This window comes from Actinomycetes bacterium, assembly GCA_022396035.1.
Taxonomy (GTDB): Bacteria; Actinomycetota; Humimicrobiia; order Humimicrobiales; family Humimicrobiaceae; genus Halolacustris.
Genome location: JAIOXO010000017.1, coordinates 1 through 21,398, shown reverse-complemented (window position 1 = coordinate 21,398; position 21,398 = coordinate 1). Strand labels below are relative to the sequence as shown.

Below are 21,398 nucleotides of genomic sequence, written 5' to 3'. Positions count from 1 at the left end.
CTGGTTGACTTTTAGTTTATAACTGGTTAATATTTTAGCGTAAAATAAAGCACATTTTACGAGCGGAAGTGGCTCAGTGGTAGAGCATCACCTTGCCATGGTGAGGGTCGCGGGTTCGAATCCCGTCTTCCGCTCCATTTTTTTTGCCTTAATAAATCTATTCAGAAATAGTATAATATAGCATTATTTAAATAATAAAGGCATGTTTATGGCTAAGATATTTATAGATAACCAGGAGATAGAAACCGCTCCGGAAAAAAGCATAAAAGATGCTTTGTCCCGGCGGGATAAACAGCTGGCAAAAAAAGCAGTAATTGCTGTGGCCAGGGATAGCGGGAAAAAACTGGACCTGGATTATATTCCTGGCGATGATATCCAGGTGGACATAGTAACCCAGGATGAAGATGAAGCCAGGGATGTTCTTAACCACAGCGTTTCCCATATAATGGCTTATGCGGTACAAAACCTTTATCCAGAGGCTAAATTTGCCATTGGCCCGGCCATAAAAGACGGCTTTTATTATGATATAGATTTAGACCATACCATAAGCCCCGATGACCTTCCGGCTATCGAGAAGGAAATGAAAAGGATAATCAAAAAGGGTTATAAGTTTGAAAGAAAAGAGGTCTCCAAACCGGAGGCAGCCAAAATCTTTAAAGACAACCCCTATAAGCTGGAGTTTATTGAGGGTATTGATTCAGACAAGGTAAGCATATATACAACCGGTGATTTTGTAGATCTCTGCAGCGGTCCCCATATTCCATCACTGGCTAAAGTTGGTGCTTTTAAGCTGTTAAGCGTGGCCGGAGCCTACTGGCGGGGAAATGAAGAAAACCAGATGCTTACCCGGGTTTACGGTACTGCCTTTTTTGAACCGCAGGATTTAAAAAAGTACCTGGATATGATAGAAAGAGCCAAACAGGCAGACCACCGAAAGATTGGCAAGGAACTGGATCTGTTCAATTTTAATGATCAGGCGCCGGGATTTCCCTTCTTCCATCCCAAGGGAATGATACTGCGAAATGCCATACTTGAATACTGGAGGCAGGAGCACCAGTCGGAAGGGTATGAAGAGATAAAGACACCCATAATTCTTTCCAATGAATTATGGAAGACTTCCGGGCACTGGGATCACTACAAAGACAATATGTATTTTGTAACCATAGATGAAAATGATTATGCGGTAAAGCCCATGAACTGTCCCGGGGCCATACTGGTATATAAATCCAACCAGCATTCCTACAAGGAGCTTCCCATAAGGTATGCGGAACTGGGACTGGTGCACCGGCATGAAAAATCAGGGGTGCTGCACGGCCTGTTCAGGGTAAGAAACTTTACCCAGGATGATGCCCATATTTTCTGTACCGAAGAGCAGCTGGAGTCGGAGATAGGAAAGGTTATGGGGCTGGTGGACCGCATGTATTCGGTATTTGGTTTTGATAACTATCATGTAGAGCTTTCTACCAGGCCAAAAAAAAGGATAGGTTCCGATGCTGTGTGGGACCGGGCAGAAAAGCTGCTGGAAAAAGTTATGGTGGATAAAGGCCTGGATTACAAGATAAATGAAGGCGACGGGGCTTTTTATGGTCCCAAGATTGATTTCCATATTCAGGATTGCCTGGAAAGGACCTGGCAGTGCGCTACTGTCCAGCTTGATTTTGCTATGCCTGAAAAATTTGATATAGAATATGTGGGGGCAGATAACCAGAAACACAGGCCGGTAATGCTGCACCGGGTGGTGCTGGGAAGCGTGGAAAGGTTCATAGGTATACTTACCGAACATTACAGCGGCAATTTTCCTCTGTGGCTGGCACCGGTTCAGATGGCGGTATTGCCCATATCCGAAAAGTATGAGCATTACGGCCAGAAGGTCTACCGGCAGCTCAAAGATGAGGGTTTCAGGGTAGAATTTGACAACAGAGTTGAATCTTTAAGTAAAAAAATACGTCAATCAGAAGTAAGGAAGATTCCTTACATGGTTATTATCGGGCAGAATGAACAGCAGAGCGGTACGGTAACTGTAAGAAGGAAAGGCCATAAAGATATCAAGGAGATAGAGCCGGACAGGTTTGTGGCTAGGGCTAAGCGGATAATTGAAAGCAAGAAGATGGAATTGTAAAATTATTCTTTATTTTTAACTAAATTGTTCTTATAATTACTTTTAAGCATTTTTTAAAATATATTGATGTTACTATATAACAAAGGGGTGTCTAAATGACTATTAAAGAAAGGGTAAAGCTGTACACAACCAAGGCAGCTATAAAAAGTGCCCTGAAAGTGCTTCCTAAGATCTCTGATGAGAGATGGCTATCGATGATAAAGGGAAGGGTTTACAGGTTAGAAAACAGGGAAGAGAGAGACTTCCTGGAGAACCTTCTTATAAACCTGAAGGGGGCCATAGTGGATATGTCTCCATCAGTTAGAAATAAGGTGGTTATGAACCTGATTAATAATGCCATGATCCAGGGCCAGCCCAAGAGGAAGGCTTTTGCTGAAAAATATGGTATTAATCCACCCAACCATCTGGTAATCAGTCCCACCATGAAATGTAACTTGAAGTGTTATGGCTGTTATGCCTGGCAGTATTCCAAGAAGGATGACCTGCCCTATGATGTGTGCAACCGGATTATAGATGAGGCTAATGATATTGGCCTTTATTTCTTTGTTATTACCGGGGGAGAACCATTCTGCTGGGAACACTTATATGACTTTCTGGAAAGGCATAATGATTCCTTCTTCCAGATTTATACCAATGGACAGCTTATAGACAAAAAAGTAGCAGCCAGGCTGGCTGAACTGGGAAATGCTGTACCCTGCATGAGCGTGGAAGGGTTTGAAAAAGAAACCGATGAAAGAAGGGGCAAGGGCGCCTGGAAAAATATCATGCAGGCCATGGATAATTTAAGGGAAGCAGGAGTTCTGTTTGGATTTTCAGTAACTGCCACCAGGCCCAATAATGAGATGGTGGTAAGTGAAGAGTTTATTGACCTGTTTGTAGAAAAGGGTGCCTTTGTAGGCTGGTACTTTAACTATATACCTATCGGCAAGGAACCCAATATGGAGCTTATGCCTACTCCCGAGCAGAGGGATTACCGAAGGAAGAGAATTCTGGAAATAAGGAAAACCAAGAGTATCATTGTGGCTGATTTCTGGAATGACGGTCCACTGGTAAACGGCTGTATGGCCGGAGGCAAAAATTATCTGCATATAAACGTTAACGGCGATGTAGAACCCTGTGTGTTTGTACATTTTGCAGCTGATAATATCAAGGAAAAAAGCCTGGAAGAAGTACTTACTTCCGATTTCTTTATGGGATTCAGGAAGAGGCAGCCTTATACCGAAAACCATCTGAGGCCCTGCAGTATTATAGATACTCCTCAGGCTCTAAGGGATATAGTGGCTGAAAGCGGAGCCTATGCCACCCATGAAGGGGCGGAGACCATTATAACTGACCTGGCCAAGGATCTGGACAAGTACTCAGAGGATTATAAGAAGATTGCAGACAAGGCCTGGGCTGAAGAGTATGAGCCCCAGGAAGAAGAAGATAAGGCAGTATAGACAAAAAGTTTTATTTGCCTTATAATCTTGGCGACAATTGAATATGAAAATTAAAAAGTAGAAATCATCTATTTCTCACCAAATGGCGGCTAACCGGTTTGCTGATTTGGTTATAAATAAACAAAAAATAGGTAGGTGATGTGTACTTGCCTATTTTTTTTATACAAATATTAGCGGAGGTGAAATAAATTAATAAAAATATTAGACATAATGATCAGATAAGGGTGCCGAAAGTAAGGCTGATAGATGAAGACGGTTCCCAGGTAGGGGTTGTGGATACCAAGGAGGCACAGGAAAGGGCTTACCAGAAGGATCTGGACCTGGTAGAAGTTGCCCCTAATGCCAGTCCGCCTGTATGTAGGATAATGGACTATGGCAAATACAAGTACAAGCTGGAGATTTCAGAGAAAGAAAAAAAGAAGAAGCAGACCCAGGTAGTGGTAAAGGAAATAAAGCTCAGGCCCAAGATTGACACCAATGACCTGAATACCAAAAGGAACCATATAAAAAGGTTTTTAAAGAGCGGAAACAAGGTAAAGGTTACGGTAATGTTCAGGGGCAGAGAAATTGTACACAAGGAAATTGCCATGGAGATGCTGCAGCAGCTTATAAAGGATCTGGAAGGCCTGGCGGCAGTGGAGCAGGCTCCCAAGCTGGAAGGCTATAATATGATCATGGTTTTAGGTCCTGCGTAATAGATTAACAGTATTAGAAATTAGAAAGGAAGTGTTTACATATGCCAAAGCGGAAAACACATAAGGGAGCGGCAAAAAGATTTAAGGTGACCGGAAGCGGCAAGATTGTAAGGGAAAAGGCTTATAAAAGCCATAAACTGGCCCCCAAGGATTCCACTAGGAAAAGAAGACTGGGCCAGAGAGTAGTAGTGTCCAAAGCGGATGAAAAGAAGGTAAGAAGATTGTTGGGAAAATAGAAAGGTGTGATTAAAAATGGCGCGGATTAAAAGAGGAAGCGTAAAGAATAAAAAACATAAGAAAGTTTTAAAACAGGCCAAGGGTTATACCGGCACTTCAGGCAACAGGTACAGAGTGGCCAAGGAAAAGGTATACCAGGCCTTAAGTTTTTCATACAGGGACCGAAAAAATAAAAAGAGGCTGTTCAGGAGATTATGGATTACCAGGATTAATGCAGCGGCCAGGTCTCATGGACTGTCTTATAATCAGTTTATAAATGGCCTTAAGAAAGCTGATGTGGAAATAAACCGTAAGATGCTTTCAGAGATGGCGGTCAATGACCCCGGTGCTTTCAAGGAGCTGGCGGAAGTAGCCAAGAAGCAAGTGACTGCATAAGGACTTTATTATGGAGAACCAGGAAGCCAGAGAGATATTGGACCAGCTGGAAGAAGATTACCGGCAGTTTGAGAAAAGTCTGAGTGATGCCCGCAGCTTAAAAGACCTGGAAGAGGTAAAGATAAAATATCTGGGTAAAAAAAGCCAGGTGGTATCAGTTTTAAAAAATATTGGCAAGCTCAGCAACCAGCTTAAGCCGGTAATAGGAAAAAATGCCAATATATACAAAAAAAAGATAGAATCCCGGGTAACGGATAAGGAAAAGAAACTGTCCAGCATAGAGTTTGATCACAAGCTGAGGGCAGAATCTGTTGACCTCAGCCTGCCGGGCAGAAAACCTGCAAAGGGAAGCAGGAATATACTGACCCAGGTTACCGAAGAGATTGAAGATATTTTTACCACTATGGGTTTTGAGGTAGCCCAGGGCCCGGAAGTAGAAACCGACTATTATAATTTTGAGGCCTTAAATACCCCTCGGGACCACCCGGCCAGGTCCCTGCATGATACTTTCTTTGTATCTGAGGATGTTCTGCTGAGGACCCATACTTCACCGGTGCAGATAAGGTATATGGAAAAGCATCAGCCCCCCATATACATTATAGTGCCGGGTAAGGTTTACCGCCGGGACTATGATGTATCCCATACGCCCATGTTTACCCAGATAGAAGGTCTGGTGGTAGACAAAGGCATTAACTTTGGAAACCTGAAGTGGACTTTGGAAACGGTAGCCAGAAAGATTTTTGGCAGAGACCGAAAGGTGCGATTCAGGCCCCATTATTTCCCCTTTACCGAACCCAGCGCAGAGGTGGACGTATCCTGTAAGATATGTGAGGGAGCCGGATGCCGGGTCTGTTCGGGCTCCGGATGGCTGGAGATACTGGGAGCAGGTATGGTAGACCCCAATCTTTATGATTTTGTACGCTATGACCCCGAAGAGGTAAGCGGTTTTGCTTTTGGTATGGGGATAGAAAGAATTTGCATGTTAAAGTATGGAATTGATGACTTACGGTCATTTTTTGAAAATGACTTAAGGTTTTTAAAACAATTCTAACCTGACTGGATAGGAAGGAATTTTTTACATTGAAAGTTACATTAAACTGGTTAAAACAATTTTTAGATACCGACCAGCTGGATGCCCGGGAGGTTGCCGAACTTCTTACTATGAGCGGAAGCGAGGTCAAGAAGGTAGAGGATACCGGGAAAAAGTTTGATAAAATAATCATCGGACAGATTACCGAGTACCAGCCGCATCCCAATGCAGACAAATTGAGCCTGTGCAGGGTAAAAGACGGACAGGGCATACGCGATATTGTTTGTGGAGCCAAAAATTTTAAAACCGGTGATGTGGTGGCCCTGGCCCTTCCGGGGGCAAAGATTGGAGATATAACCTTAAAGCGTTCCAAGATAAGGGGCCAGGTTTCTGAGGGCATGATGTGCTCGGAAGCAGAACTGGGACTGTCCGAGGAGTCCGGGGGTATAATGATACTGGACCAGGGGCTTAAACTAGGCCGTAGTTTTGCTGAAGCCATGGGCTTAGATGATGTAGTTTTTGAGCTGGAAATTACTCCCAACCGTCCTGACTGCCTGTCAATTATAGGCATAGCCAGGGAGGTGGCTGCCCTTAAAGGGCTGGAGCTTAAATTACCATCCTATGATCTGAAAGAGGGACTGGCCGGGGATAAGGATCTTGAGATAGATATCAAAGATTATAAGCTGTGTCCCCGTTATTCGGCCAAAATATTTTATGATATTCCCAAAATACAGTCTCCACAGTGGCTGGTTAACCGTCTTAAACTCTGTGACGTAAGGTCGGTGGACCTTATAGTGGACCTGACCAATTACGTGATGCTGGAAACAGGCCAGCCCCTGCATGCTTTTGACCGGGATCTGCTGTCTTCGGACAAAATTATAGTCAGGGCTGCCGGTAAGGGGGAGAAGATACGCACCATTGATGACAGCCAGCGCCAGCTTGAGGAAGGCATGATAGTGATTGCTGACAGTAAGGGGCCGGTGGCTATTGCCGGCATTATGGGCGGAAAGACTACCGAGATTAATGACAGCACCAAAAATGTGCTGCTGGAAGCGGCCAATTTCAGCGGGCCGGATATAATGAGGACCTCCAAAAAACTGGGGTTAAGGTCCGAGGCCAGCAATCGTTTTGAAAAAAAGATAGATCCCCAGCTTACCCTGTTTGCCATAAACCGGTTTGAGCAGCTGCTGGCCGGTATTTCCGGGCAGGTAAAATCCACCGGCATCTATGATAATTACAGCCACAGCCAGAGAGAAAGAATCATTAATTTAAGGCCGCAGACAATTACCAGGATACTGGGAGAAGAAATTAGCCAGGACAGGATTTTAGACATACTTAACGGCCTGGGGCTGGTCAGCCAGAAGGATAAGCAGGACATAAAGGTAAATATACCATCTTTCCGTTATGAAGATCTGGAAAGAGAAATAGACCTGGTGGAAGAGGTGGCCAGGATTTACGGCTTTAATAATTTCAAATCAAGGCCTCCACAGATAACCCAGAGGCCGCAAGGCTACAGCCCGGGGCAGAAAGCAGAAAGAGATATACGCAGCTGCCTGGCTGACCTGGGACTGAACCAGGTTATAAATTACTCTTTTATAAGCGGCAAGAAGCTGAAGCAGTTCAGGGTGCAGGCGGGTGAAAGCGATCTGGTAAAGATTATTAATCCCATAAATGAAGATTTTGAGTACCTGAGACCTACGCTGTTTCCGGCTATGCTGGACAATGTAAGCCAGAACCTGAAATACAGGATCCAGGACATGGCTCTGTTTGAAACCTCCCGGGTATTTAAAAAAGTTGAAGCTAAACTGCCCCGGGAAACGGTTATGCTGGGAATACTTCTTACCGGCCAGAAACATAAGAAAGGCTGGAATATTGAACAGGCAGCCTATGACTTCTATGATTTAAAAGGTATAGCTGAATATCTGGCAGAAAGGTATTACCCTGGATCCGGACTTCAGCTTAGCCACAAAGAGACGGCCTTTTTCCATCCGGTGGCGGGAGCAACTGTAAGTGTGGGCAAACAGGAGATGGGCATTATGGGGCAGATACACCCCAGCCTGCTGGCCGAGCTGGACATAGATCAGCCGGTATATTATATGGAAATTAATCTGGACCAGTTTATAGCCGGCATTAAAGACAGCAGTCAATACAGCTCTATTGGCCTGTATCCGGCCATGGATATGGACATAGCTATTGTGGTGGATCAGGAGGTTTCCCACCGGGATATAGAACAGGCTATCCGGGAAAGCGGATCCGATATACTGCAGCAGGTAAGGCTGTTCGACCTCTATCAGGGCCAGCAGATTGAACCGGGTAAAAAAAGCATGGCTTATTCTCTTACCTTCAGGAGGCAGGACCGGACCCTTCAGGATAGGGAAGTAGAGATTGAGGTAGAGAGGATACTGTCCAGTCTGGGCAAAAAGTTTAATGCTACCCTTAGGCAGTAATGTCCGGGCACATAAGTATTGCCTCCTGGAATGTAAATGGCCTGAGGGCTATTTACAGAAAAGGCTTTATGGATGTTGTACGCCAGTACCAGTTTGACATTATATGCCTGCAGGAGATAAAGGCCCGGCCCCATCAGCTTCCTTCCCAGCTTTTAAACCTGGAAGGGTACCAGGGTTATTTCTTTCCGGGCCAGAGGCCCGGCTACAGCGGGGTGGCGGTATATTCCAGGATTAAACCTGAATCGGTGGGCTATGGTTTTGGTATCCAGCGTTTTGATGATGAGGGCAGGGTGCTGTGGCTGGATTTTGGTTCTTTTATCCTATTTAACACCTATATGCCCAACGGGGGAAGAGATAAGGTGCGCCTGGATTACAAGATGGACTTCTATTACTGTTTTCTGGATTATTTAAAGCAGGGTCCGGGTAAACGTAAAGGTCTGATTGTTACCGGGGATATAAATACTGCGCACCAGGCTGTTGATCTGGCCAGGCCCAAACAGAATAAGAATAATACCGGTTTTTTGCCCCAGGAAAGAGAGTGGATTGACCGGCTGCTGGATAGTGGATTTGTGGATACCTTCCGGCTGTATTGTTCTGGGGGCGGCCACTATACCTGGTGGGATTACAAGACCAGGGCCAGGGAGAGAAATGTGGGATGGCGGCTGGATTACTTTTTTGCCAGCAAAAACCTTCAACCCAGACTTAAAGATTCCTATATCCTGCCCCAGGTTACCGGCTCCGACCACTGCCCGGTAGTGCTGAAGATGAATATTTAATTTTTTAGAAAAATTTCTGGGCTAAACAGAAATACTATAGATACCACTGCCAGCAGGAACAGGACTCCAAACATAGCCACCAGGGCAAATTGTGCCAGCTGGGCATAGTACCCGGGGCTGACTATCAGGGTGTAAAGTAGCATGCCCAGGGAAATCTTGGCCAGGGCCGGAGCCCATCTACGGTATCTTAGAAGTCCCAGGCTGGCAATAATTAGCAATAGTGAAGTGGAGAACTCTGCTGCCAGGTGAAGGGAAATCTGGATAGGTATGGTTTGAAGTTCAGGCACCTGTCCGGTGGCTAAAAAGAAACCCCACATGATGATCATAAGTATACCCGTAACCAGCATATAGGTTATGGTAAATACCCTTTTTGCCATATTAGCCCCTTTCCTTATTTAAAAACAGATTATATTGGTTTTCATCATTAATCAACGGTTCTCCAGGTAATAGTTTATTAGTGAATTGGTAGAGCTGTCGTGGTTTTTAACCGGCTGGCTGTCCTTCAGCTGGGGAAGGATGCTGCTGGCCAGCTGTTTACCCAGTTCTACTCCCCACTGGTCAAAGCTGTATATGTTCCATATAACCCCCTGCACCAACACCTTGTGCTCATATATAGCTATTAGGCTGCCCAGGGTGTAGGGGGTCAGCTTTTTATACAGTATGGAATTGGTGGGCCGATTGCCTTCAAATACCTTAAAGGGGGCAATCCGGCCAGTTTCAGCCTCATCTTTTACCTCGCTGCTTAACTCTTTTTCTACCTGGGCTTTGCTCTTGCCCCTCATCAGGGCTTCGGTTTGGGCCAGAAAGTTGGATAGCAGCTTCTGGTGATGGTCACCGGTAGGGTTATGGCTTTCTATGGCTGCCAGGAAATCGCAGGGGATAAGTTTGGTTCCCTGATGTATAAGCTGGTAGAAGGCATGCTGGCCATTGGTGCCAGGCTCTCCCCATATAATTGGCCCTGTGCTGTAATCTACCTTTTTACCGGCCCTGCCCATGGATTTTCCGTTACTTTCCATATCCAGCTGCTGCAGGTAGGCCGGTAATCTGGACAGATACTGGTCATAGGGAAGTATTGCCTGGCTCTGGGCTTTAAAGAAATTGTTGTACCATATGCCCAGAAGCGCCAGTATAACCGGCATATTTTTATTTAGTGGAGCCTGGTGGAAATGGTTGTCCATGGCGTGGGCTCCCTCAAGAAGGCGGATAAAATCCTTATACCCTATACTGCAGGCCACCGACAGACCGATGGAGGACCACAGGGAATACCTGCCGCCCACCCAGTCCCAGAAGGTAAACATATTGTTTATGCCAAAATCGGCAGCCTTGCCCCGGTTGGTGGTAATGGCTACACAATGTTTGCTGATATCCTCATCAGAACCAGACCGGTTGGTAAACCAGTCTCTGGCGGTGCGGGCATTGGTCATGGTCTCCTGGGTGGTAAAGCTCTTGGAGGAGACCATGAACAGGGTAGTTTCCGGATTAAGTTTCTTCAGAGTTTCAGATATATGGGTGCCGTCTACATTGGAAACAAAATGGGCTCGTATGCCCTTATGGTAGGGGGTAAGGGCTTTGGTTACCATGGCCGGACCCAGGTCTGAACCGCCTATGCCTATATTTACTATATCGGTTATGCTTTTACCAGTGTAGCCTTTCCAATGTCCGGATATGATCTGGTGGGAGAAATCTTCGATCTTTTCCAGTTCCCGGTTTACTGCATCCATGACGTTTTTGCCTTCTACCATGACGGGGTGGTTGCTCCGGTTTCTAAGGGCTATATGCAGTACTGGCCGGTTCTCGGTTACATTTATCTTCTGGCCTTCAAACATGGAATTAATAGCTTCGGGCAGGCCCATCTCCTGGGCCAGCCCGATAAGAAGTTCTATGGTTTGCCGGTTTATCCTGTTCTTGGAATAATCCAGCAGTATATGTTCAAACTGCAGTGAAAATTCATTGAACCGTTGGGGGTTTTCATCAAACATATCCATCATGTGGGTATTTTTTATCTGGTTGTAGTGCTGCTTTAATTTTTCCCAGGCTTCAGTATGGGTAGGGTTTAAATTCTTAAGCATAACCGCCTTTCTGTTTTTTTAATTTATTATACTAAAATGGATTGAAATTAGTACCAAACTTAATTTTGGATATGCTATTAAAAAACTGAAATATTTCTATATAATGGTTACATATTATCTAAATAATTTCAGGATGGAGAAAGTTATGAGTTCAAATCAGCACCATATTGCCGTTATACCCGGGGACGGCACCGGCCCGGAAGTAGTAAGGGAGGCCAAAAAAGTTTTGGAAGCTGCCGGCAGCAGGCATGGCCTGGATTTTACCTTTACCAGCTATGATTTTGGGGGAGACCGGTTCCTCTCTACGGGGAAAACCCTGGAAGATGAAGATATCCAGGAACTTAAGCAATACAGGGCCGTACTGCTGGGAGCCATAGGGCATCCGGAAGTAGCCCCGGGGATACTGGAGAAAGGGATACTGTTAAGGCTGAGGTTTGAGCTGGACCAGTATATAAATTTGAGGCCAGTCAAGCTCTATCCGGGCATAGATTGTCCCCTGAAGGACAAGGGACCCGAGGACATTGATTTTTTGGTAATCAGGGAAAATACCGGGGGACTGTATACCGGCCACGGGGGGATAACCCGTAAGGATACTCCCTATGAGGTGGCGACCCAGATTATGGTATATGACCGGCAGATGGTAGACCGATGCTTGAAATATTCCTTTGAGATGGCCATGGACCGTAAAAAGGAAGGAAAGCCGGGCAAGCTTACCCTGGTGCACAAGACCAATGTGCTTACCTATGTGGCTGATCTGTGGTACCGGGCTTTTATGGATATGAAATCCAGCTATCCTGAGGTTGAAACTGATTACAATCACATAGATGCCGCCTGTATGTGGGCGGTCAAGAACCCGGAATGGTATGATGTAATAGTTATTCCCAATATGTTTGGAGACATATTTACCGATCTTGGAGCCATGATACAGGGCGGTATGGGTATTGCTGCCGGGGGCAATATAAATCCTGAGGGCACCTCCATGTTTGAGCCCATTGGCGGTTCTGCTCCCAAGTATACCGGAAAAGATGTAATAAACCCTCTGGCAGCTATTGAGGCGGCCAGGATGATGCTTAAATACCTGGGAGAGGTGCAGGCGGCTGATTCCATTGGAGAGGCGGTAGCCGAGGTCTGTACCCGGATAAACAGCCTGGCTGCCGGCAGGATGGGGTTCTCTACAACCCAGATCGGGGATATGGTGGCAGAGTATATTATAAACAGCTAGAACATTGGTTAATTTTTGGGTGTTTGAGGTTGGAAAAAAACTAAAAAGGTGATAACTGTGGAAGTAAAATGTGATATTTGCGGTAAGGTATTTGATTGTACCGATGAAGATAAAAGGGAAAAAAATGGGGTAATATCAAATACCGTGGGTGGAGGCAAGGTAATATGGATATGCCCGGAATGCTCCACCAAAACCAACCATTTCTAAGTGGGCCTCCACTGCCTTCCTGCCTGCATGAAGGCATCAATGTTTTGGGGAGGAGTTTCCTGGGGAAGATCGCAGCCGGTACTAAGGATGTAGTTGGGAAATTCTTCCATCTGTTGTAGAAGATGGTTAACCTTCTGTTTGATTTGCTGCGGGGTATTTCTAAGCATGATGGTAGAGGGGTTTATATTTCCCATAACTACTACCTCAGGGGATATCATCTCTGCTACCTTTTTTAAGTCTACACCCATATCTTCAGAATCCAGACTGATAGCATCAATGCCTGACTGTACCATTTTTTCTATAAGATGCATGGTGTTGCCGCAGGTATGGTAAATGGTGCTGGCCTGGCTGTAGTGGATGCTGTCTATAATATGTTTAACATAATGGGCAGAAAATTCTTCAAACTGTTTGGGTCCCAGCATTACTGCAGTGGGCTCCAGTACACATATGGCTTCTGCTCCTGCCGACAGCAGCAGGCTTACATACTCCCTTATTTTTTCGGTTACAAAGTCACAGAGGGTATGCAGTTTATCCGGTTCGGTGACTGAGGTCATGGCTGCATCGTCAGCTCCCATGATAAGGGCGGCAGTGGAGTAGGGTCCGGTGATATAGGCCCCTCTTATAACCTGGGAGGGAAGACCCACACTCATAAGTTTCATGGTTTCTACGTAGCTCAGAACCCTGCTGTCAAAGGAGATGTTTATACTTTTAAGCTTTTCTATCTGTTCCAGGTCAAATTCTCTTTTGGGGACGGTGGCTGAATCTTCCTGGGGAAACAGGGTGTAGCGGCCCAGGGCATTGGCTTCTACGGAGAGGTCCATAAGCGGAAATATCAAGTCCGGTTCAAACCGGTCAACCAGTTTTTTTATGGCTCTGTAGTGCTCCCCGAAGTTCTGCTGTGCCAGCTTTATATTGCTGCCGGTCAGTTCTACTCCCGGAAAACCCAGAAGGGGTACTACCAGCCTTTTTCCCTGTTGGTAGTACTGATGGCTGAGTTTGGTTAGGTTTATTTCTTTCATAAGCGCCTTTTTTAGTTGTTTATAAGAAAATTATAGTAGCAAAGGGAAGAAATTAAAATGGCTAAAAAATTGCAGGGGAGTAATAAAAAATAACTTTTGTTACATATGGCTTGGTGCTATAATCATCTAAAATGTAAATAAAGTTACAAGAGGGGGGGGTAATATGGCCAGAGTTAATGATTTTAAAGATCTGGAGCCCCAGTACATAGAAGAGCTGGCGTTTATGGGTATTAAATCCATAGATGACCTTCTAAAGCTGATATCCAGTGAAGAGGGGATACTTTATATGGAAAAGAATACCCATATTGACCATCATCTGCTGCAGACCTGGGTCCAGAGATTTAGTGGTAAAAAATAGGGGAATCAATTTAGTATATTCTGGGCATAATCAGGGGTATAGGCATGGTAGAGGTAATAGATGTTATCTATAATCCAGGCAATATAGTTTAGAAAGTGGGCGGGCATGCCCAGCCGGGATGCGGTATAGTACTCCTGGGTAAAGGCCATTATTTCCATGCCATAGTAATCTCGGCTATCACGGTAGTAATCCCAGTTGGCTATATGGTTGAATTCATGGGACAGGGTACAGGCAATTTCTTTTTCAAATTCAATATCATAAAATACCCTTTTGGAGAGATCAATATAGACATTTTTCCCATCGGTTGAGGCCAGGGCATTCTGTTGCGGCGTTTCTATTATTCTTTCTGCCAGCCGGTATTGCTGATATACTTCGGGGTCATAGGTAGCCAAAAGGTTAAGGGCTCTGGTTATAAGCGAGTAGAACTGATCGCTACCTTTAATAAGGTCATCCCTGTCCCCTGTTCCTTCTCTGGTGGTTTCCCTTACTTTTACTGAACCTGGCTCTATGCCGTAGCTGGTGCAGATATTGGCAAATTCCTCTGAATTTACAAAATGGGCAAACACCTGCTGGCGGGATTCTCCCCGGGCCATAACCTGGAGCCAGTTGGAAAAACCTGATGGATCGGGTTCACGCCCAAAAAAGGCTTTATACATAATAATTAAAAACTGTTCGTTGTTCAGGTTCCGGCCTATCAGTTCATCGCTGAAGATAAACCCGTAGGCAGCCTGTCCGCCGCTTATATCTCCCGAAACAAGGTGGGTGGTCCAGTTTTGCAGACCGCCTGGATCGGGGCTTCTGCCCAGGCAGGTTTCATATAACCTTATAACAAAGTTCTGTACGTCGGTGCCCTGATCTGCAAGCAGGGTGGAGGGTATGGTGGCTGATATCAGGAATATGGCGGTAATTAGTATGAGTAGAAACCTCTTTTTATTTTGAAGCATTATCTCATCCTTTAAAATTTATAACCTTTAATAATTGTACTACTAAATCTATAAATGTTTTAATAAAAAATAAAATTTTTTATCTATGACCGGCAGTTGTCAGGCTGTTGTGCTATGATATTGTTTTGATTTAAGTTTGAATGTGGGCCTGGACTTATAATATGTGCTTTACAGCCGGTATCTTTTTAAGCAGGAAACCGGCTGTAAAGCATAAAGGTACGGCTGCTGCTGATACCAGCAAGAATTTTAATATAGGACCCAAGTTGACATCTATCAGACTAAAAGAGAGAAGTACCACAATTACCGGATGCACTATTATGGCTGCATAAGCGCTGGCAGATAAGGCTGATGTAAACTTGGTCTTAAGGTTAATCTTTTCCCTAAACAGGTACAATAGTCCCATGGTAAGACCCATACCTACTACTGACTCCCACAGGCTGTAAGCTGCAGACTGCCAGTTAAATCCCCCATAAATTAAGGCGGCATTGCCGCTGAAGGCATTGGCGCCGGCCATAATGACAGGCCATAGTGGTATAAATACTGCAGCCAGTATCAGCCAGAGCAGGGCCTGACGGCGGTTTAGATTTTTCAACCAGTGGTTACGGTAAGAGATGATACCCAGGACAAACAGGGCCAGGTATATGAACACAAAGCTCAGCTGCAGGTTACCGGTAGCGGTGCCTATGGGAAACCAGATCCTGGTTAAAAAGGAAAGGGCCGCCAGGCCCAGGATAAACAGGAGGATATTCAGGTTGGAGGGAAAGTTTAACCTTCCGGTCTGGTAGCGGGAAGACAGGTATCGGTCACCTACCGCTTTTATTACCAGATAGGTTATGGTAAATACCAGCAAGGCCTGCAGAAACCACAGGGGTCCCGGGGTTATATACTGTTTGTGGATTACGGTACGAACATAAAAGGTTAAGAAATTTTTTTGGCCTTCCCTTATCTGGCTTATATAGGCCAGCAGGGGACTTATCAGGATCATGTATAAGATAACCGGTATACCCAGTTTTTTCAGGCGGCTGTAGAAGTAATCTACAGGGGTTTTACGGTTATAGGAGGGGATTATAAAGTAGGCGGCTATTAGGAAGAACAGTCCTATCATAAAGGTTTGCAGCAGGCTGATAATAAATGCCAGGGGATAGGAGGTGGCTGTTTGCTGGCGAAAGTACCAGAAGCCTACCGGGCCATAGGTTATTGCCGCGTGGTCTATTATAACCAGGGCAGTAAGCAGGACTTTAAGGTTATCCAGGTAGGCAATCCTGGATTTTTTATATATATCATTCATGATATGGCTATTATATTAGCCTCAGGTGAAAGGGGCAAATAGGGTGCTTTAAATAATTATTTTCTATACTGACAAACTGTTGGTAAGGACCTGGTGTAAAATTATAGTTTGCCAATAGAATTTAAGAAGGGGATGATTGTCTGTGGGGGCTATAAATAGCAGTAGGGACAGGTGTAGAAAGCAGTCTTGTAAAGAGATTTATCTGGACGCTGTCCAGGGCTTTGATTACCAGTTTAATATCTACCGCATGCAGGAAGGGGTTATTAAAGGTAATATCAATATACTGATGGTGGATGTCTGTATTAATAATTTAAACGAAGATTCTGAAATAGAATTATTGTGGATGCTGGGAGGAAAGGAAATTTATAGAAGTAATGATCTTTCAGCAAAAAGGAAAAATATTTACAGTGGAGGGATAGTTTTAAAGCAGGGTTATCTGCCCCAGGGTAGCTACTGTGTCACTTTGCTGAATAAGGGCAGACCGGTGGATATGTTTTCCTTTAATATTGAATCTTATTGTGGTGATAACTTGGATCTAAAATAGAATATAAAAGTAAAATTTTTTAAAACTATATAAAATTATACGGAGAGGTATTATTATGATTAAAAAGGCAATCTTTATGCTCTTTGTGGTTTTTTTCTGCTTTGCTTTTATTGGCTGCAGCGGAAGTTTAGAAACAGTAGAACCTAAAGAAGAGGTGGCAGAAGAAACGGCGAAAGAGCCGGAAGAAGGAGAAGAAAATCCAAATACTACTGAAACCAGTCAATATGAGGATCTTATAGAAGAACAAATCGCCGTAATTGAAGAGCAACAGGAACAACTTGAGGAAAAGGATGAGCTCATAGAAGAATTAAAACGGGAACTCAGTGTAGCTAAGTCTAACCTTTTGGCTGTTGAAGAAGATCTGAATTCAACTGATACAGTGGAAGCGGAGCCAGAAGAAGAGGTTGCAGAAGAACCTGCTGAAGAAGAAAATGTAGATAGCCCGGGAGAAACAGATAGCGCAACATTAGGTGAAAAGAATGCAGCAAAAAGTGCATTAAATTACCTAGCCTACGCGCCTTTTTCTTATAGTGGGTTAGTGGAGCAATTAAAGTTTGAGGGATATACACATGAAGAAGCAGTGTATGGAGTAGATAGATGCGGAGCCGACTGGAATGAGCAAGCAGCATTAAAGGCTGAAGATTACTTAGATTATTCGTCATTTTCACGAACTGAATTAATTGCTCAACTCGAATTTGAAGGATTTACAAGGCAGCAAGCTGAGTATGGTGCCCAAGCTGTTGGATATTAAGGAGTTTAAAACAATGCGGTTTAAACGCGGATATAACAAAAGTTTAATTTATACTTATCTAGGGTAAGATGGTTAACATACTGTCAAAATCAAAATATATTGCAGGCATCCAATGCTTAAAATACCTCTGGTATCTTATAAATGACCCCGAAAAAATTCCTCCTTTTGATGAAGCTACCCGATTTCGTTTCCAGCAGGGCCATGATGCGGGCAATCTGGCCAAGGCCTTATTTCCGCAAGGGATAGAGGTAGGTGACGGCTCTGATGTAGAAGCGGAGCTTACCAGATCCAGAGAGCTGGCCCGGCTTACTGATGGACCTGATTCAGATTCCGATGATAGTAGGCGCCCTCTTTTTGAAGCATCCTTTACCTATAAAAATACTTTTGCACGGGCAGATATTCTACAGCCTTCCGGTATCGATGCCTGGAATATCATTGAGGTAAAAAGTGCATCCTCGGTAAAAGATATTAACAAGCATGATATAGCATTTCAAAAATACTGCTACCAGGGAGCGGGCTTAAAAATAGATAAATGTTATCTAATGCACCTGAACCGGGACTTTGTAAAAGATGGACCCATAGATCCTAAAAAATTTTTTCTGTTGGAAGATGTAACCGAAGAGGCAGAGGCCTTAGCACAGGATGTAGAAACTAATGTAAACCTGATGCTAAAAACGGTAAATGACAGCACCTGTCCCCATTTGCCCCTGAGCAAAGATTGTTATAACCCTTATGAGTGTCCCCTAAAGGATTTATGCTGGAATAATCTGCCAGAATTCAATGTTTTTGAGCTTTATCGGGGCAAGAATCTTGCTTTTGATTTATACCAGAACGGTATTACTAGAATTTTAGATATAGAGGATACTTCCGTGTTTAATCCCATACAACAAATTCAAATTAAAACCATAAAAGAAAACCGTATATTTATGGATAGTAAAGCTCTGAAGCTTTTTTTAGATCAGCTTGAGTATCCCCTGTATTTTCTTGATTTTGAAACATTTTCAACCGCCATCCCCTTATTTGATGGTACCGGGCCCTATCAGAATGTCCCCTTTCAATTTTCCTGCCATATATTAAAACACCTTAAGGGCCTCCCTGAAAACCTTTATTTTCTGGCAGAGGATGATCAAAATGATCCCAGGCCAGAGCTTCTGGATAATTTAAAAAAAGCTTTAGGGTATGGCCATGATGGTATCCCTGTTGCTGGTTCCATATTGGTATATTACAAGTCTTTTGAGATCGGAATCCTTAATGCACTTGCCGAAGCCTTTCCCCAGCATGCCTGGTGGATAGAAGATGCTATAGGGAGGATAACTGACCTGTATGAGCCTTTTGGCAAATTCTATTATTATAACTGCAAGCAAAAGGGAAGCGCTTCTTTAAAAAGAGTACTGCCAGCGCTGACCGGGATAAGCTATGGTGATATGGAAATTAAAAATGGTGAAGAGGCCAGCTTAAAGTTTTTAAATACCAGTTTTTTTAAAGATGGAAAGGAAGTTAATAAAATCCAGTTAGAAAAAATAAGGAAGGATTTAATTGATTACTGCGGTCTGGATACCGAAGGCATGATTTTTATATTAAGGAAGCTTTATAAATTGGCGGAGGACTCCTGCCATTAGAATGCTGATTATCTTTTAAGATTAATATTAAATTTTATAGTATAATATTAAAATAATAATCACCAAACATTAGGCTATAATGGCTAAGATGATACCGCCCTATGTAGATAGTTCAAATCGAAATATAGGCGAAAATTTAGTATTTGATTTATTCAAAGAACAAACACCTGCAGACTGGATCGTACTACATTCATTAAACATACCCGAGTCTGACCAGAGTTTCGGTTCTGAAATAGATTTTCTGGTAATGGCACCCGGTCTGGGCATATTCTGTCTGGAAGTAAAAGGGGGAAGCATCTGTAGAAAAGATGGTGTCTGGATTATCTCCGATAGCCAGGGCCGGTATTATGAAAAAACCATAAGCCCCCTGCAGCAGGCTGCAGAGGGAATGTATAATTTAAAGGGCCTCATAAAGAAGAGGCTGGGTCCTAACAGTAAATACTACAAACTTTTTGTATCTTACGGTTTTATCTTTACCGGCAATGAATATGATATTGAGGATGCTGAAACCGATGCCTGGAGAATTTATGACAGAAGACAGATGGACATGCCCCTTAAAGACTATATATCTTTGCTGTCTAAACGTAGCGCTGATATTTACAAGAAGCATAAATGGTTTGACCCCGTGCATTCTTTTCCTTCCAGAAAAAGTGTTGAAACTTTGAAAAATATGCTTAAGGGGGATTTTGAAAAGATCAAGATAATTTGCTCCAGAGTAGAAGAGATAGAGCATATTATAGCCAGGTTTACCGATGAACAATACCGTTGCCTGGATGGACTGGAGCAGGGAAATCCACGCTGCTTGTTTAAAGGGGCGGCTGGTACCGGCAAGACCATGCTGGCCCTTGAATCTGCCAAGAGAAGTGCTGCTGCCGGTAATAAGACCCTTATTACCTGTTTTAATAAACTGTTAGCAGGGTGGCTGGGCACCCAGCTAAGATTACAGGGCTTTGATAAAGGGGTAAAAGCTATGGCATTTCTGGATTATTCAGAAGAGATAGCCAGGGATTGTATGCCCCCGGGGGTTAAGAAAAATAATGAGTATTACAAAAAAGATCTTCCCCTTTATGCTCTGGAAGCTTTAGATGGGGATAAGTTTGAAAAATTTGACAAGATAATTATAGATGAAGGCCAGGATATTTTAAGTGAGGAATACCTGGATTTAATAGATATGCTGCTTAAAGGAGGGATAGAAGAGGGCAGATGGGATATATTCTGTGATTTTGAAAGGCAGAATATATTTAATGAAGATACTGACAGCCTGGAAATTTTTAAACAGCTGCAGTCCAGGTGTTTATTTACCCCTTATAGTCTAACCATAAATTGCAGGAATACCATAGAAATAGCCCGGGAGATAAGCAGGGTGGTGGGGTTTGAGAACCATAATATATTAAAGGATGAGGCATCGGGCATTCCGGTTACCTATAAGTTTTATAAGGATAGAAAGGATACATTGGGGTTGCTTTTAGAAGAGATACATAGCTTAAGCCTTCACAAGGTCAGACCCAGAGATATTACCATTCTATCCCCGCATGTACTGGAAAAGTCCACGGTAAAAGGTATTACTAAAAAGCATGATATTATTAACCTATCCCAGGATTTTGAGCGATTCTTTGATAGAAATACCTATACTTACAGTACTATTCATAAATTCAAGGGCATGGATAACTCTTATATTATTATTGTAGATCTTGATGATATGAATGAGAATAGGGCCCATCTGGATTACTATAAGAGCCTACTATATATAGGAATGTCCCGGGCTAAGGCAGGCCTTATTATGCTGGTAAATGAAGAGGTAAAAGGATTATTAAATTTAGACTGAATAGGCACTGGTTTTGATTATACAGTCTTTTCAGATTAAATTTTATATTTAAAGTTTATATGTTAATATTAATATTAAAATTTTAATATAGTTCTTTTTTAGTTTTTAGTATGAAAGTTTCTAATGTCTGGCGGCTGTTAAGGATCATCCTTATAATCTGCCGTTACAGTAAAATAAAGGCCCGGGCCATTGGCCAGGAGTTAGAGATTTCTACCCGGCAGGTTTACAGGGACATTAATTGCCTGAGGTTTGCCGGCATCCCCATTTATTCGGACCGGGAGGGTTATTCACTGGCCAGTGACTTTTTTATGCCCAAGATTTCGCTGGATTTGCCCGAGGTTTTAACCCTTATTATGTTTATTGATTCTATTCAGTCCCAGAAAGGGACCCCTTATTTTAATTTTTTAAGTACTGCCGGAGAGAAGATTATAAAT

Annotated in this window: 21 protein-coding genes and 1 tRNA gene; 17 read left to right on the top strand and 5 right to left on the bottom strand. The window is 43.5% G+C overall.

The window, feature by feature from the left end:
* The first annotated feature begins 62 nt into the window (after nt 1–62).
* The 9 genes from K9H14_06270 (at nt 63) to xth (ending at nt 9,118) form a co-directional block, all read left to right on the top strand.
* Nucleotides 63–137: transfer RNA gene (locus K9H14_06270), tRNA-Gly, on the top strand.
* Nucleotides 138–208: 71 nt separating this feature from the next.
* Entirely contained in the window at nt 209–2,119 is a 1,911-nt protein-coding gene (gene thrS / locus K9H14_06265) for a threonine--tRNA ligase (GenBank protein ID MCG9479800.1), read from the top strand.
* A gap of 95 nt (nt 2,120–2,214) precedes the next feature.
* Nucleotides 2,215–3,558: a radical SAM protein gene (locus K9H14_06260; GenBank protein ID MCG9479799.1), complete on the top strand. Its 1,344-nt coding sequence runs from the start codon at nt 2,215–2,217 to the stop codon at nt 3,556–3,558.
* A gap of 188 nt (nt 3,559–3,746) precedes the next feature.
* Entirely contained in the window at nt 3,747–4,253 is a 507-nt protein-coding gene (gene infC / locus K9H14_06255) for a translation initiation factor IF-3 (GenBank protein MCG9479798.1), read from the top strand.
* 41 nt (nt 4,254–4,294) lie between these two features.
* Complete coding sequence (rpmI, locus tag K9H14_06250) at nt 4,295–4,489, top strand: 50S ribosomal protein L35 (GenBank protein MCG9479797.1); 195 nt, start codon at nt 4,295–4,297, stop codon at nt 4,487–4,489.
* Nucleotides 4,490–4,505: 16 nt separating this feature from the next.
* Nucleotides 4,506–4,865: a 50S ribosomal protein L20 gene (rplT, locus tag K9H14_06245; protein ID MCG9479796.1), complete on the top strand. Its 360-nt coding sequence runs from the start codon at nt 4,506–4,508 to the stop codon at nt 4,863–4,865.
* Nucleotides 4,866–4,875: 10 nt separating this feature from the next.
* The gene (gene pheS, locus K9H14_06240) at nt 4,876–5,916 is read left to right on the top strand and encodes a phenylalanine--tRNA ligase subunit alpha (GenBank protein ID MCG9479795.1); all 1,041 of its coding nucleotides are present in this window, start codon (nt 4,876–4,878) and stop codon (nt 5,914–5,916) included.
* A gap of 29 nt (nt 5,917–5,945) precedes the next feature.
* Nucleotides 5,946–8,342 (top strand): phenylalanine--tRNA ligase subunit beta, encoded by a 2,397-nt coding sequence (pheT, locus tag K9H14_06235; GenBank protein MCG9479794.1) that lies wholly within the window; start codon nt 5,946–5,948, stop codon nt 8,340–8,342.
* Nucleotides 8,342–9,118: an exodeoxyribonuclease III gene (xth, locus tag K9H14_06230; protein ID MCG9479793.1), complete on the top strand. Its 777-nt coding sequence runs from the start codon at nt 8,342–8,344 to the stop codon at nt 9,116–9,118. Before pheT ends, xth begins: the two co-directional genes overlap by 1 nt.
* Here the strand turns inward: xth and K9H14_06225 are convergent.
* Nucleotides 9,115–9,495 carry a hypothetical protein gene (locus tag K9H14_06225; GenBank protein MCG9479792.1) on the bottom strand — a complete coding sequence of 127 codons (381 nt, stop codon included), beginning with the start codon at nt 9,493–9,495 and terminating at the stop codon, nt 9,115–9,117. The genes xth and K9H14_06225 overlap by 4 nt on opposite strands.
* 51 nt (nt 9,496–9,546) lie before the next feature.
* Entirely contained in the window at nt 9,547–11,187 is a 1,641-nt protein-coding gene (gene pgi, locus K9H14_06220; protein MCG9479791.1) for a glucose-6-phosphate isomerase, read from the bottom strand.
* A gap of 133 nt (nt 11,188–11,320) precedes the next feature.
* On the opposite strand from pgi, the gene K9H14_06215 reads away from it, so the two are divergent.
* On the top strand, nt 11,321–12,409 hold the full coding sequence (locus K9H14_06215) for a 3-isopropylmalate dehydrogenase (protein MCG9479790.1): 1,089 nt from the start codon (nt 11,321–11,323) through the stop codon (nt 12,407–12,409).
* 57 nt (nt 12,410–12,466) lie between these two features.
* Nucleotides 12,467–12,616, top strand: a complete 150-nt coding sequence (locus K9H14_06210) for a hypothetical protein (GenBank protein ID MCG9479789.1) — start codon at nt 12,467–12,469, stop codon at nt 12,614–12,616.
* On the opposite strand, the gene K9H14_06205 is transcribed toward K9H14_06210, so the two are convergent.
* Nucleotides 12,613–13,563, bottom strand: coding sequence for a uroporphyrinogen decarboxylase family protein (locus tag K9H14_06205; protein ID MCG9479788.1), 951 nt, complete (start codon nt 13,561–13,563; stop codon nt 12,613–12,615). The two genes, K9H14_06210 and K9H14_06205, sit on opposite strands and share 4 nt — an antisense overlap.
* A gap of 235 nt (nt 13,564–13,798) precedes the next feature.
* Between K9H14_06205 and K9H14_06200 the strand changes: the two genes are divergently transcribed.
* Nucleotides 13,799–13,993, top strand: a complete 195-nt coding sequence (locus K9H14_06200) for a hypothetical protein (GenBank protein MCG9479787.1) — start codon at nt 13,799–13,801, stop codon at nt 13,991–13,993.
* Nucleotides 13,994–13,998: 5 nt separating this feature from the next.
* On the opposite strand, the gene K9H14_06195 is transcribed toward K9H14_06200, so the two are convergent.
* Together K9H14_06195 and K9H14_06190 are read right to left on the bottom strand one after the other, a co-directional pair.
* Complete coding sequence (locus K9H14_06195; protein MCG9479786.1) at nt 13,999–14,937, bottom strand: DUF4214 domain-containing protein; 939 nt, start codon at nt 14,935–14,937, stop codon at nt 13,999–14,001.
* 154 nt (nt 14,938–15,091) lie between these two features.
* Nucleotides 15,092–16,225 (bottom strand): acyltransferase, encoded by a 1,134-nt coding sequence (locus tag K9H14_06190; protein MCG9479785.1) that lies wholly within the window; start codon nt 16,223–16,225, stop codon nt 15,092–15,094.
* 142 nt (nt 16,226–16,367) lie between these two features.
* Here K9H14_06190 and K9H14_06185 point away from each other — a divergent pair, with 142 nt between their 5' ends.
* The 5 genes from K9H14_06185 to K9H14_06165 form a co-directional block, all read left to right on the top strand.
* Nucleotides 16,368–16,769, top strand: a complete 402-nt coding sequence (locus K9H14_06185; GenBank protein ID MCG9479784.1) for a hypothetical protein — start codon at nt 16,368–16,370, stop codon at nt 16,767–16,769.
* A gap of 76 nt (nt 16,770–16,845) precedes the next feature.
* Nucleotides 16,846–17,520, top strand: coding sequence for an Ltp family lipoprotein (locus K9H14_06180; GenBank protein ID MCG9479783.1), 675 nt, complete (start codon nt 16,846–16,848; stop codon nt 17,518–17,520).
* 68 nt (nt 17,521–17,588) lie between these two features.
* Nucleotides 17,589–19,139 (top strand): DUF2779 domain-containing protein, encoded by a 1,551-nt coding sequence (locus K9H14_06175; protein MCG9479782.1) that lies wholly within the window; start codon nt 17,589–17,591, stop codon nt 19,137–19,139.
* A 79-nt stretch (nt 19,140–19,218) separates the two neighbouring features.
* On the top strand, nt 19,219–20,964 hold the full coding sequence (locus K9H14_06170) for an NERD domain-containing protein (GenBank protein ID MCG9479781.1): 1,746 nt from the start codon (nt 19,219–19,221) through the stop codon (nt 20,962–20,964).
* Between the two features lie 110 nt (nt 20,965–21,074).
* The coding region (locus K9H14_06165; protein MCG9479780.1) for an HTH domain-containing protein at nt 21,075–21,398 on the top strand (324 nt) is incomplete at its 3' end.